Raw genomic sequence first — 13,867 nt, forward strand, 5'->3', positions numbered from 1 at the left:
ATATCATGTTCGAGGTTTTATTTTTACACTGGCCAATCAGCGGCGTCTAAGTCATCTAATTGTGCATCGCAATGCTCATTTCCTTGCCACTTGGTAATATATTCACCGTGCGGATCGTATTGCTGAGTTTGTTTTTGCAAATTAAAGTGACGTCCGCCGCGCGGATCGACACCAACTCCAGCAATATATTGCCAATTACCCCAATTCGACGCCACATCGTAATCGATTAACTGTTGCTCAAAGTAAGCCGCACCATAGCGCCAGTCTAGTTGTAGTTCGTTCACTAAACAGCTAGCAACGATTTGTCTTGAGCGGTTGCTAATAAAGCCTGTTGCGTTTAGCTCTTTCATAATGGCATTAACTAACGGGTAAGGTGTACTGCCTTGGCACCATTTAGCAAAACGATTCGGGCTAAACGTGGTAAGTGGCGAGCTTTGTTTCTTACCTTTAAAGGTAAATAACTGATGCTTAACATTAATTGCATGCCACTTAAAATACTCACGCCAGAGCAATTCAAACTTGATCCAGTAAGTTGACTCGTTTGCTCCATGGCGCGCTTCATAAGCATCTACGGCACAAAAAATTTGCTTGGCACTAATACAGCCAAAAGCCAGCCAACTACTAAATTTTGTTGAGTTATCAAAGCCATCTAGCTCATTGCGAGTGATTTTATAGCTACTCGGTAGTGGGGATGAAAAATAGTTGAGGCAGTGCTCAAGCGCAGCCTGATGCCCACCAAGTAATTGTGTATTCCCTGTTGCTGGCTTTTCTATCGGTTGTTTTGCGCAAAGTATAATAGGTGGAGGCAATCTTGCTGCTGAAAATGTATGTGTGGCTAAACTAATTTCTGCCGCTTCGATCTTTTTTCTAAAAGGTGTAAAGCCGGTTGGTAAATTAGCTAGTTCAAAGGGCAGTTGCTGTTGTTGATATAAAGTATCTTGCATCACAGATTTAAATACCAAAGTCGTGCATTTTGACTTAAGAGCACTAATTTGGCGTTGCTCATATACACCTATTTGCTGGCTATATACAACTTCGTTAATGCTAAGCTCATTAATACGCTGTGTTAATACCTCAACTGGATCGCCTTCAATAATATGTAAAGTTTGGCCAAGCTCTAAAACAGACTCCTGTAGCTCATATAGGCTTTGCATTAAAAAGCGTTGTTTGTGGACACCATAGGGTTTTTGTTGGTAGTTATTGCTTTTAAACCAAGCAGGGTTAATCACAAAGACCAAGTCCAACTCACATTGTTGTTGTGATAAATCATTGAGTATGGGGTTGTCGTCAATGCGCAAGTCATTTTGCAGCCAATACAGAATACTTTTTTTCATACTTATGCTCTGGTTTTTAAAATCATTTATTTTACGAAGCAAAAACGGGTAGGGATTAGTTAGCTGCAAGTTTTAGTAATTAAAGGGTGAGCAAGTAATACTTACTCACCTGCTTAGGTTTTATTAAGCTTGTTTGTTCGTGTTAGTTAGGTTTATAGATACATAAGCAATTAAATACACAAATACGCTAAGCGGTAAACTACAAATAAATAAAGCAATTTTGTACTTTTTAGCAATAGATGGTTTAGGCAGTATTACTGCAAAAAGCATATTCATTGCTAACCAAAAAATAGTAACTAGTGGTGATAGCGTTGTTTTAGAGCTTGATAAATCACAAGTGCCGAATGAAATACTAGCAATAGATGCGCTACCTATTTCTATACATTGAGCGTTACCTATTAGGCTGATAGTAACTAATGTTGTAATAAATAATAGTGTTAGCGGGAGTAAATGTTTCATATTTTTTTTCCTTAATTATTTAATTTTATGGGTCGCTCTACAGCGCCTAAATAAATTAAAACGTTTGGCAAAAAATAACGATAACAAAGCCGTTAACTAGTTATTATAAAGTTATAACCATGGTATTACCTTGGTTATAACTTTTATAAATTATTATTATTCAATTGGTTGTGTTTTTATTTCAGCTATTAGCTGATACCCTCGTTTCATTACAGACTTTATGTATTTAGGATTTTTTGTGTCGTTATCATTGAGGGCTACACGTAGTTTGCTAATAACTCGCCTAACTGCGGTGTCGGTTACTATTTGATTCTCCCATACATTATTATGTAACTCTTCAAGACTAACTATTCTTGGTTGTTGTTCAACTAAATAGCTTAGTACCTGCATGCATTTAGGCTCTAATGTGAAGTGACTATCTTCTTTAATTAAAGTTTGCTGCATGCTGTCAAAAGTGTACTCACCAATTATTATCAAATTAACGCTCGACTTTTCATTAATTGGTTCTGTGCAATCATAGTTAGGTTGGGGTTTATTTGCTGTCGTATTTGAATGCTTTTTATAAATGCGAGATACCATTATTCCAGTTAAATTCATTAAAAGTACTAACGGGCTTAGTGGGAGCGCACAAAGAAAAAGTAAATATTTAAAACCCACGTGTATATTTGGTTTATTAAGAGTCTGTCCGAATAACACGTTTAAAAGCATCCATATAATAAAATAAGGCGTAAGGAGAATTGAATCAGTTTGATCCCCACAAGCGCCATAACTTACGCCCTCTATATAGTTTGATAAATCCAAACAAAAAGCATTTGCTTGGCCGCTAAATAAAATGAGCGATATAAAAATAAGTAGGTGTTTCATTAAAAAGTCCATTTGGTAAGAGGCGGCAAATAGTACCGCCCCTAGCTTTATTTTTGCTGTGCTATCCAGTCGTTAATTACATCTTCAAGTACCGCCATAGGAAGTGAACCTTGACCAATAACGGTGTCGTGAAAGCTGCGTATATCAAATTTAGCGCCTAGCTGTTTTTCGGCTTTTGCACGCAGTTCGCGTATTTTAATTTCGCCCATTTTGTATGAAAGCGCTTGGCCTGGCCATGAAATATAGCGGTCTATTTGATCTTCCACGGCGCTTTGTGGCAAGGCGGTATGATCAGCCAAATAATCAATCGCCTTTTGGCGGCTCCAGGCAAAGGCATGAATGCCGGTATCAACCACTAAGCGCACAGCGCGCCACATTTCGTAGCCTAAACGGCCAAAGTCACTGTATGGGCTTTGGTAAAAGCCCGCTTCTTTACCTAAACGCTCTGTATAAAGTGCCCAGCCTTCGCCAAAAGCAGAGTGACTAAGTGTGCGTCTAAATTCAGGAACGTCTAATTCCATTGCAATGGCGTTTTGTAAATGATGCCCAGGTATGGCTTCGTGCAGACTAAGTGCTTCTAAATTATATAAAGGCTGTAGCTTTGGAGTTGAGGCTAAAAAGTAAGTCCCCGGTGAGCGGTTATCAGCAGGTGGCATATAAAACGCACCGCGACTCGCTGAGCCTTTTATAGTAAAGGTGTTACGCGGCAAATGGCCAAAGTAAGTGGGGAGTTTGCCATACATTTTTTGGGTTATAAAAGCGGTCTTTTCGAGCAAGTCTTGGGGATCGGTTGCGTAAAATTGCTCATCGGTTGCCAAAAATTCTAAAAACTCGCTATAGCTGCCATCAAAGCTAACTTCATCAATAATACTTTGCATTTGCGCTTTGATGCGTGCCACTTCTTTAAGGCCAAGCTCATGGATTTGCTTGGGGGTCGCATTTGTTGTGGTGTAATAATTTACTGTATATTTGTAATAATCAAGGCCCCCTTTGATGCTTGCAATACCGGGCTGCGCTCTACAATGTGGCATATACTCGTTTTCAAAAAAGTCGTAAAAGTGCTCGTAAGCAGGCACGACTTTTGAGGCAATTAACGCTTTAGCTTTATTTTGGTAAGTTTCTTTTTGCGCTGCAGTAAATGTATTAGGGATGCGAGTAAATGGCTCATATAAGGCGCTATTCTCAGGTTGTTTAACTATATGGGCGCTAATACTTTGGCCATAATTTTTAAACGTTTCGCAGTAGTGGGTAAAACCAGTTTGAATGCCTTGCTTCAGTAAATTAATGTTTTGCTGATTAAAGCGCGGGTAATCACCAAGGCTCACTAAAAAGGCATCGTAATCCTCGGCGGTTAAAAAGGCCATGTTAGCCGGCGCTTCTGCAAAGTAAGTATGCCAGCCACTTAAAAAATTAACCGGAAAGTATTTATCTTGGTAAAGGTAGCTTTGCTGCTCGGTTTCTCGCTCATATTTAAACAAGCGGTAGTTCATTAACTGCTCGCTATTGAGCGTTTTAGGATCAATGCTGGCTAAGTTTTTTAGTACGCTGTTGTTGTAAGCTTGGCGCTTCGCAATGGCTTGCTCGCTCCAATCGGGTAGGGGGCCGTTGGGCTTCCAACCATCAGGATCAGTTCTAAAAAATATTTTCTCAGCTTTGGCGTTTTGCCAGTGGTTATCAATAATGGTTTTTAAATCGCTGTTACTGTCGGCTAAGCTTGGCAGCGAGGTGGCTGCTAAGGCAATAGCTAAAATTGTTTTTTTTAGCATGTTGAATTTCACTTTTTAAAATTTTAATTATTATTTATGCGCGCTGATTTTATGATAATAACAAGTTCACTCAATTAATGCGTTGGTTTTTAACAGCAGTCTAGCTTATTGTTTTACTGGTGTTTAAAATAAAACATATTGGGGTGGCGATATTTAATAACGTATTTTGCTAACCGATAAGGCGAATAGCCAACACCCAAATATTTATTGAGCATTTCATGCTTAGCTTTGCAGGTTCGAAATCCGATTATGATGAAGAAAAATGGATTGGGATTACTCGCTGTACTTGGAAAAAAATGTCAGATAATGCACATGAGTTTGTATTGGCAGGTCACACACCATTAATTGGCCTGATACACAAAGCGTTAGAATAACTATTTAACTTTAGGTATGAAAATAAAAAGGATTTTTGAAAATGTTGTGCCCTCGAACAAAGACACCATTGGAGCCTATATTAGTTGGCGGTATCACTGTTTATACATCGTCGTTAGGCGGCGTTTTTTTCGATAACAGCCAAATTTTTAAATTTAGCTCGCCAGAGTTAAAACATGGTCAGGTTTTACTTAAGTATTTGAGTAATTATGCCGAAGGTGAGGGTGAAGTCGCAATGCGAGTAAATTGCCCTAAATGCCCAAGCATAGTGATGATGCGTAGGTATTTTTCACCGCTAAAAGCAGTTGAAATAGATGAATGCCCAAGCTGTGCAGGAATATGGCTTGATAGTGGCGAATTAAGCAAAATACACGAAAACCATTTAACACCCAAAGAACGAAAACTGCTAGCCCATGAAATGGCCACCAATCATGGGTTTATAACTATTAAGCCGCCAAAATCGAAATATTATCCTAAAGCGCCTAAAAACGTTCAAGGCACTACAGTTGAACGGCTGGTGCAATTGGCATTACTTAATTTTGAATCATAAAAAACGGCGTCCTATAAAGTACGCCGTTTTTTCAATTGACTAAATTAAAGCCATTACGATTTATTGCGGTTTTCTTTACTAAACGCGCGAATCTTACGTTTTTGCGACAGGGTTACTTTATTAGTACGCCCTGCAAATGGGTTATCGCCTTCTCTAAATTCAATTTTGATTGGCGTACCCATAATCTTAAGTGCTTTACGGTAGTAGTTCATTAGGTAGCGTTTGTAGCTATCAGGTAAATCATGAACTTGGTTACCATGAATGACGATACGCGGCGGATTATAACCCCCAGCATGCGCATATTTAAGCTTAACACGACGACCGCGAACAAGTGGCGGCTGGTGATCCGCTTGTGCCATGTCCATAATACGACGCAGCATAGCGGTGCTTATACGTTTAGTTGCCGACTCATACGCTTCGTCAACTGATTCAAATAAATGACCAACACCCGTACCATGTAGCGCAGAGATAAAGTGCAAGCGGGCAAAATCAATAAAGCCCAAACGACGATCAAGCTCAGTTTTAATACGATCTTTAACGTAGTTATCTAGGCCATCCCACTTGTTCACGGCAATCACCAATGAGCGCCCTGAGTTAAGGGCAAAGCCTAATAAGCTTAAATCTTGATCTGAAATACCATCGCGGGCATCAACCACTAATAGCACCACGTTACAATCTTCGATTGCTTGTAGTGTTTTAATGACTGAGAACTTCTCAACCACGTCACTTACTTTTTTGCGTTTACGCACACCGGCTGTATCGATAAGAATATATTCTTTATCATTACGGGTCATCGGAATATAGATAGAGTCGCGCGTTGTACCTGGCATATCGTATACAATAACGCGATCTTCACCCAGTATACGGTTAGTAAGGGTTGACTTACCAACGTTAGGACGACCAATAATAGCCAGCTTTACCGGCTTGTCGGCAAACGCTTGGTGATCTGTGTCATCTTCTTCACCTTCTTGATATAAGTCGATAAGTTCTTCATCGTCATCGGCTACATCTTCATCAAGTGCGGCAAGTTCAGCAATAACTGGCTGAAGTGTTTGTTCGAGCAGTAAAGTGATACCACGACCATGTGCAGCAGCGATATGATGAACTTCACCAAGTGAAAGTTGATAAAACTCAGCACAGTTCGAGTCAGCATCAATGCCGTCTGTTTTATTGGCTACCACAAAGCACTTTTTCTCTTGCTTACGTAAGTGATTAGCAATGGCTTGATCAGCGACTGTCATACCCACACGGGCATCAACTAAAAATAAAACAATATCCGCTTCTTCAATGGCTAGTAATGACTGATCAGCCATTTCGGTTTCGATACCTTCTTCTGAGCCATCAATACCACCCGTATCTACCACGATAAATTCAAAGCCGTCGTAATTTGCTTGGCCATATTTTCTATCACGCGTTAAGCCAGGAAAATCGGCAACGAGTGCATCACGAGTACGTGTTAAACGGTTAAATAATGTGGATTTGCCCACATTGGGTCGCCCTACAAGAGCGATCACGGGAAGCATAAACTACCTCTTTAAAAAACAACAAAAGGCTTCGCAGTGCGAAGCCTTACAAAAAATAATTAACTATTAGTGCCTTACACTAATAGTAGACAGTTAGTTCGGTATTTTTACCGCGCTAACTTCACCATCACGGGTGTATAAAATCAACTTATCGTCAGCAACAACAGGCTCAACAAAAAAACCTGAGCTGTCAAAGTCTTCACGAGATACTAGCTCGCCAGTGTCTTTATTTAACCAATGCAAATTGCCTTCTTGGTCACCTAACGCTAAATAATTACCGGCAACCGCTGGGCCTGTTAAGTACCAGCCACGAAGAGCAGGTTGGCTCCAACGCTCAATGCCTGAATCTTTATCAAGTGCATAAACAACGCCGTTACTATCAACAACGTAAATTGTTTGCAAATCCATGGCAATTTCACGGTAGCTGCTGTATTCACGTTTCCATACAACATTACCAGAACGAATATCAACTGCTGATAAGTTCCCATTGTATGCAATCGCATAAGCAAACGGGCCACTAATAAGTGGTTGTGTATCAACATCAACTAAACGCTCAAACTCTGATGCGCCTTTTGCTACTGCAATTTCTGCGCTCCACGCTGAGTAGCCGCTCTCAGAAATTAAAACACTGAGCTTACCTGTTTCAAGGCCAACCAACACACCACCATTAGCGACGGTTGGTGAACTTTGACCGCGTAAGGTAAGTGCTGGCACTTCTTGCTCAAAGCTCCAGCGCTCTTCACCCGTATCAGGATGCAGGGCCAGTAACTTACCTGATGCTAAATTAACAAACACTAAACCATCGCCTGCAGCAGGTTTAGACAGTGATTCGCCTGGTACTTTTTTACGCCATACCTCTTTACCTGTCTCACGATCAAGGGCAATGACATAGCCATGTTCTGAACCTAAATAGATTTTACCATAAGCTTGTAATATTCCGCCTGATAATTTTGCACTATCGTTATCGCTCCAAGGCCAAAACGATAAATCATGACGAACATCGGTTTCCCAAAGCGTATCACCATTGGCAAGTGATAACGCTTCTACTTGGCCTTCGCGACTCGCTACATACACAGTATCTTTATAAACAGCTGGTGATAGGCGTGAGAAGTAATGCTCTACACCGCTACCTATTGATTCTTGCCAAACAACTTCTGTTTCAAACTGATTGGCTATTTCAGGAAGTACCAGTTCTTCATCATCATCACTTGATGAACAGCCCATAAGTGTTGCTATACAAAGGGCGAGCGTTGCTGTTGTTATTTTTCTCATGCCTAAAACCTTATGCCGCTGGGCTAGTTACTGCTAGGTCATCTAACTTAATTTGTAATAGAGGATTGCTGGTTAATCCACCGGCATCAACCGCAGCTTGGTAGGCTACGCGTGCTTGTTCTTTATTGCCTTGCTGAGTGTAAATATCGCCTTTTAACTCAGCAATATTTGCATTAAATGCCTCTGGCAATGGTGAATTTAATGTAGTTAATGCGTCATCGTATTGTTGTTGAGCAATTTGCACACGCGCTAAACGCGTAGTGGCAATGGCTTTTAGCTGCGCGTTATCGACATTTGATACAATCCAGCTTAGCTTTTCATTCGCTACATCTAATTTTTGTGCATCTACCGCTTCTTTTGCAGCAACAAATGCCGCTAAAGTTGCGTACTGAGTGTCTTTATTTTCACTGATGAAGGCATCAGCAGAGGCTAATACGTCATCACTTTCAACAAGCTTAGTGTAGGCATCAGATGCTTGCTCTGCTGTTGTTATTTGGTTTTGGTTGTAGGCCTTCCAACCGTACAAACCACCTAAGCCAACAATTACACCTAACGCAAGTGATAGGCCGTTTTCACGAAAAAAGCGTTTAATCGCTTCTGCTTGTTGTTCTTCAGTTGAATAAATTTCCATGCTTACCTCTATTAAAGCGCTTTACTCGCTGCGCTTTATGTAATTTTAACTATTAATTAGTTCTGCAAGTAGCGCTTTAGCTTGTTCTAGTTCTAATGTGACTTGTTCTTTACGCTCACGTAAATACTTTATGGTCACAACGCCTTGCTCTAATTCATCTTCACCGATAATAACCGCGACTAATGCATCGCTTTTATCAGCACGTTTTAATTGTTTTTTAAAGTTACCACCGCCAGCATGCACCATAACGCGTAATCCAGGTACGTCTCGACGTAACGTAGATGCAATAATAGGCGCTTGAATGCTGGCTTTGTCGCCCATGGCTGCTAAATATACATCAGTACTACGGCGTATGTCACCTACACATTCAAGTGCTTGAAGTAGTAAAACTAGGCGCTCTAATCCCATCGCAAAACCAACTGCCGGGGTTGATTTACCGCCTAATTGCTCAACTAAGCCATCATAACGACCACCGGCACATACTGTACCCTGTGCACCTAAGCTATCGGTTACCCATTCAAATACAGTACGGTTGTAATAATCTAAGCCACGAACTAGCTTTTCATTAACCGTGTATTTGACGCCTGCGGCATCTAATCGTTCACATAAATTTTCAAAATGTTCTTTTGATTCAGTATCTAAATGTTCAGATAATTTTGGCGCATCCACTAATATTGCCTGTATATCTGGGTTTTTAGTATCCAAAACGCGCAGCGGGTTAGAGTACATACGACGCTTAGAGTCTTCATCTAGTACATCGGTATGTTGTTCTAAGAAGGCAATTAAGGCATCACGGTACTGCGCGCGCGCTTCATTTGAGCCTAATGAGTTAAGCTCTAAGCGTACATGGTCGCTTATGCCAAATGCTTCCCAAAGTTGCGCCGTGAGTAATATAACTTCAGCGTCTATATCGGCGCTGGCAATACCAAAGGTTTCTAAACCAAATTGGTGAAATTGACGGTAACGACCTTTTTGTGGGCGTTCATGGCGAAACATAGGGCCCATGTACCAAAGGCGTTGTTCTTGATTGTATAACAGGCCATTTTCGTTACCTGCACGTACACACACCGCGGTACCCTCAGGGCGCAGAGTTAAATTATCACCGTTACGATCGGCAAAGGTGTACATTTCTTTTTCTACAATATCGGTTACTTCACCAATAGAGCGTTTAAATAGGTCGGTTGATTCTACAATTGGAAAACGAATTTCTTGATAACCAAACGATGATACGGTCTCGCGTAAAATGTGCTCTACTTTCTGCCAAACTTGCGTATCGCCTGGCAGGCAATCGTTCATACCGCGAACTGCCTGAATTTGTTTTGCCACTGATAAATCCTAAATCTGTTTATGTGCAGTCTTAGACTGCAACCACGTAAAACTAAAAAAATCGACCGCGCATTATAACCCTAACTACAAGGTAATTGCGAGTATAGCGGTGTGTATGTAATTTGTACTGCGCTGTGAATGCCGCTACTAAAAAAGTCAATTGAATGCATATTGCTGGCGTTTAAATCACTCTACGATTTTTATATCGATTGGTGTTTGTTGCTGCTTTTGCTCGATAAAATCGCGCACATAGCCTTCGAGCTGATCAACAATATTATTGTTATCAATACGGGCTTTTTGGCGTTCGCCATTTATGTATAAGCCTGAGCGACGGTTTGCACCGGCAAGGCCAATATCACTGACTAGCGCTTCGCCTGGCCCGTTAACCACACAGCCAATGACTGACACTGAAACTGGCTCAATAATATCTTCTAAACGCTCTTCAAGTTGATTCATGGTGCTCACTACATCAAACTCTTGGCGCGAACAGCTAGGGCAAGCAATAAAATTAATGCCGCGAGAGCGAATACGCAATGATTTTAATATATCAAAGCCTACTTTTATTTCTTGAACTGGATCCGCTGCTAGTGATACACGCAGTGTGTCACCAATACCTTCAGCCAATAGCATGCCTAAACCAACAGCCGATTTAACTGAACCAGAGCGCATGCCGCCTGCTTCAGTAATCCCTAAATGCAGTGGCTGGTCGATTTCTTTTGCGAGCAAGCGATACGCGCCAACCGCTAAAAATACGTCTGACGCTTTCACCGAAATTTTAAATTGGTCAAAGTCTAAGCGACGTAATATATCTACATGGCGCATAGCCGATTCTAATAAGGCTTCAGGTGTTGGCTCGCCGTATTTTTCTTGTAGGTCGCGCTCAAGTGATCCACCATTTACGCCAATACGAATTGGAATATTGTGCTCACGGGCTGAGTCGACAACCGCTCTAATACGCTCTTCACTGCCAATATTGCCTGGGTTGATACGTAAACAATCAACGCCATACTTTGCTACTTTTAATGCAATGCGGTAGTCAAAGTGAATATCAGCAACCAGCGGTATCGATACCTGCTCTTTAATACTTTTAAATGCTTCAGCGGCATCCATAGTTGGTACAGATACACGCACTATGTCAGCACCGGCATCTTGAATCGCTTGAATTTGAGCTACTGTGGCATCAATGTCCATTGTGTCTGTGTTAGTCATTGACTGCACGGCAATTGGTGCACCATCACCAATAGGAACATTACCCACATTTATGCGGGTGGATTTTCTGCGTTTTATAGGAGATTCTGAAAACATAGCGACTACTCTGCTAAGGGTAATTTAAATTTAGCTAAACGGTTTTTAGGAAAGGCCGAAATATCAACTGGCTCACCATTTAGGGTAATACGAACAACATCATGCTTGCCTAATACCACTGAAAAAGGCGCTACTCCGGTTAGGGTCATTTCGTAGCCTGCTTTTTTTACACCAAAAGCAATTTTTTCATCATTGGCATCGTGAATTTCTACCCAGCTCTCATCGTTAAACATCATAAAAATGGTGCTTAAATCACTGTTTTTTGGTTCACTGGTGCTCTGTGCATCATTAACTGGCGCGGCTTGAATTTTTTGTTGCTCATTTTGTAATGCTGAACTCACTTCTTCTGCAGATTCACTGTCATTTAAAAGTGCCTCGTCGGCGGCTTCAGCTAACAGTTTTGTGTTTTCTTGTTGCTCCGAAATAAGCGAGTTATTAGCATTAATAGTGTTAGTTTGTTCATCAATAGGCGTTGCATTTTGCCACCACCATACAGCTGATGAACCAATAACAATGGCTAGTATTAAATAGCTTACCGTCATCAGTCGACTGTCATGCGCTTCTTTTTCTGTGCGCCTTGAAAAGCTTTGCATATCTACTAGCTTATCTGATGTGCTAAAAGCAGGCAGCATGGCTAAAATAGCGCTGCTATCTATGCTTAGTGTGCGGCAATAATTTTTTATATAGCCTTTAACGAACGTTTTTGCACCGAGTAAATGATACTCGTCGCTTTCAATATGCTCAACTTGTGATTCTGTTAGCTTTAATAGCGAGGCGATTTCAGCAAGGCTGATATTTGCATTTTCTCTATGCGATTTTAGCATTTGTCCTACAGAGGGTCCGTCGCTCTGCGGTTGTGTATTATCTTCATTCATAATATGTATGAGTCTGGATCCACGAGTAAAAGTTAATGTTTTGGCTTAATAACCAGAGTAAGACTTTGTTTTTATTTTTAGTGTTCGGTTATTCTTGCTACTGGAATGCACGCTTTTAAAGGGTATCATCAGCTGCGGTTTTATAAAAACGTTACTATTGTCCTTTTAAAATTTTTGCTGTTTTTATTTTTAAAGCCCTTTAATGCACCTAACATATAGCAGTTTAGCATTGAATCACACTGAAATGCTAAATTGGTTTACAGCAAAACGAGCGATATCAACCGATACACTCGTTTTTACTCTTATTTTACTAGGGTCTGTTGACCTTTGCGGATTAATATTTGTTCAAACTAGGGGCAATTTAATCGCGGCGCGAGGTTTGTAACCTAGTGGGCTAAGTAAAAACCGAGCAACAAAGAGTTAATTGCCCCTAGGCAGAACCCTTCGGGCAGCGCCTGTTTGGCATTGATACTACGTTATCGCCTATTTATGGGGAATAACCACACCACATAAGCTCTGCCTTGCCTAAATACCAAACAGGCTGCTGCAAATTTAACCTTGAAAGGTCAACAGACCCTAATTTAAAAAGGTATTTGTGTCTTTGTTGTATTTTTGCAGCTTACTTTACTGAATCATCAGAGCTTACTGCAGATGTTGGACTTTTTTTACGAATAATTTTTATTTTTGGCTCCACAATAATTTGATTGTTATTACTGCTTTCTTGTAATTCATCAAGTTGTGCTTGGCGGTACTTTTCGCGCAGCACTTCAAACTCTGTTCGCCTTAATTGGTTGTCACGAATGGCGTTAGCTTGAATACTATTTGGGTATGTTTGCAAAATGGTAGCTGCAATTTTTTCAGCATCTTCTATTCTACCCATACGCTGTTTAATTAAATAACTAAGTAATAAAGCCCGTGCAGACACACGGCCAGTATCGTCATGGTGCTTTAAAACGTCGCTGGCTTTATGTAAGTCACTTTTAGCATAAAAAAGGGCGGCTAAGCTAATTAGGGTCGATGTACGCTGCGAGCTGTGGTTTAGCGCTTGTTGAAAGTAGCTTTCTGCATTTGTAAAGTCATTAAACTCAATGGCGCATAAGGCTAAATTTTCATAGCTTTGTGCTACACGAATATAACTTGGAATTTCAATCGCTTTTAAAAATTGATCGGTAGCGCGATCATACTCATCAATACTACATAAAAACGTACCGTAGTTATTTAGGGTGTTCGGATCGTCAGGCTTAATCGTCAACGCTTTTTGATAGGCTTTGTCGGCTAATGCATTTTCGCCAACTTGTTGGTAGTAATAAGCTAAAGAATAATGAACTTCGGGGAGGTTTGGTGCATATTCGCTCGCACGCTCAAGGTTATATTTTGCTTGGGAATTATTGCCGGTGTTTAAATATTGTAATGCCAAAGCAATGCGGGTACGCGCTGCGCCTGCGTTGTTTATTTTATTTTCGACGACGGGTTTGTCACTGCCGTTGTAACTATTTTCAGTAACACAACCGCTTAAAAGTAGTGTTGATAGTGCTAAAGCAAGTAAAGATCGCATTGCCTTGTCTCTTTATATATTTCCATAGCCTCTAT

At 40.7% G+C, this 13,867-nt stretch carries 11 protein-coding genes and 2 pseudogenes; 2 read left to right on the forward strand and 11 right to left on the reverse strand.

Features of this window, described 5'->3' with window-relative positions; genetic code table 11:
- Window positions 1–23: 23 nt before the first annotated feature.
- From PTET_RS16635 to PTET_RS16650, 4 genes are all read right to left on the reverse strand, one after another.
- Window positions 24–1,334 (reverse strand): DASH family cryptochrome, encoded by a 1,311-nt coding sequence (locus tag PTET_RS16635; RefSeq protein WP_024602628.1) that lies wholly within the window; start codon window positions 1,332–1,334, stop codon window positions 24–26.
- Between the two features lie 123 nt (window positions 1,335–1,457).
- Window positions 1,458–1,793: a hypothetical protein gene (locus PTET_RS16640; protein ID WP_024602629.1), complete on the reverse strand. Its 336-nt coding sequence runs from the start codon at window positions 1,791–1,793 to the stop codon at window positions 1,458–1,460.
- A gap of 156 nt (window positions 1,794–1,949) precedes the next feature.
- Window positions 1,950–2,390, reverse strand: coding sequence for a winged helix-turn-helix domain-containing protein (locus PTET_RS19240; RefSeq protein WP_244186399.1), 441 nt, complete (start codon window positions 2,388–2,390; stop codon window positions 1,950–1,952).
- Between the two features lie 314 nt (window positions 2,391–2,704).
- Window positions 2,705–4,423: a DUF885 domain-containing protein gene (locus PTET_RS16650; protein WP_029750443.1), complete on the reverse strand. Its 1,719-nt coding sequence runs from the start codon at window positions 4,421–4,423 to the stop codon at window positions 2,705–2,707.
- A 200-nt stretch (window positions 4,424–4,623) separates the two neighbouring features.
- Here PTET_RS16650 and PTET_RS19075 point away from each other — a divergent pair.
- Together PTET_RS19075 and PTET_RS16655 are read left to right on the forward strand one after the other, a co-directional pair.
- Window positions 4,624–4,797 (forward strand): annotated as a pseudogene (locus tag PTET_RS19075) (DUF4202 domain-containing protein); the annotation flags it as partial.
- 41 nt (window positions 4,798–4,838) lie between these two features.
- Window positions 4,839–5,345 (forward strand): TFIIB-type zinc ribbon-containing protein, encoded by a 507-nt coding sequence (locus PTET_RS16655; RefSeq protein WP_024602631.1) that lies wholly within the window; start codon window positions 4,839–4,841, stop codon window positions 5,343–5,345.
- A gap of 53 nt (window positions 5,346–5,398) precedes the next feature.
- Here PTET_RS16655 and der read toward each other — a convergent pair whose 3' ends face one another.
- From der to pilW, 7 genes and pseudogenes are all read right to left on the reverse strand, one after another.
- Window positions 5,399–6,868, reverse strand: coding sequence for a ribosome biogenesis GTPase Der (gene der, locus PTET_RS16660; RefSeq protein WP_010389444.1), 1,470 nt, complete (start codon window positions 6,866–6,868; stop codon window positions 5,399–5,401).
- 93 nt (window positions 6,869–6,961) lie between these two features.
- On the reverse strand, window positions 6,962–8,140 hold the full coding sequence (bamB, locus tag PTET_RS16665) for an outer membrane protein assembly factor BamB (RefSeq protein WP_013462927.1): 1,179 nt from the start codon (window positions 8,138–8,140) through the stop codon (window positions 6,962–6,964).
- 10 nt (window positions 8,141–8,150) lie between these two features.
- A complete protein-coding gene (locus PTET_RS16670) occupies window positions 8,151–8,771 on the reverse strand; it encodes a YfgM family protein (RefSeq protein ID WP_013462928.1) in 621 nt (206 codons plus the stop codon).
- Between the two features lie 45 nt (window positions 8,772–8,816).
- Complete coding sequence (gene hisS, locus PTET_RS16675) at window positions 8,817–10,097, reverse strand: histidine--tRNA ligase (protein ID WP_013462929.1); 1,281 nt, start codon at window positions 10,095–10,097, stop codon at window positions 8,817–8,819.
- A 186-nt stretch (window positions 10,098–10,283) separates the two neighbouring features.
- Window positions 10,284–11,402, reverse strand: a complete 1,119-nt coding sequence (gene ispG / locus PTET_RS16680) for a flavodoxin-dependent (E)-4-hydroxy-3-methylbut-2-enyl-diphosphate synthase (protein WP_008111348.1) — start codon at window positions 11,400–11,402, stop codon at window positions 10,284–10,286.
- 5 nt (window positions 11,403–11,407) lie between these two features.
- Window positions 11,408–12,277, reverse strand: a complete 870-nt coding sequence (locus PTET_RS16685; protein ID WP_036983706.1) for a RodZ domain-containing protein — start codon at window positions 12,275–12,277, stop codon at window positions 11,408–11,410.
- Between the two features lie 649 nt (window positions 12,278–12,926).
- A pseudogene (pilW, locus tag PTET_RS16690) lies at window positions 12,927–13,832 on the reverse strand (type IV pilus biogenesis/stability protein PilW); the annotation flags it as partial.
- Window positions 13,833–13,867 lie beyond the last annotated feature (35 nt).

Origin of the sequence: Pseudoalteromonas tetraodonis (assembly GCF_002310835.1) — a bacterium.
In the GTDB taxonomy this organism is placed as follows: domain Bacteria; phylum Pseudomonadota; class Gammaproteobacteria; order Enterobacterales; family Alteromonadaceae; genus Pseudoalteromonas; species Pseudoalteromonas tetraodonis.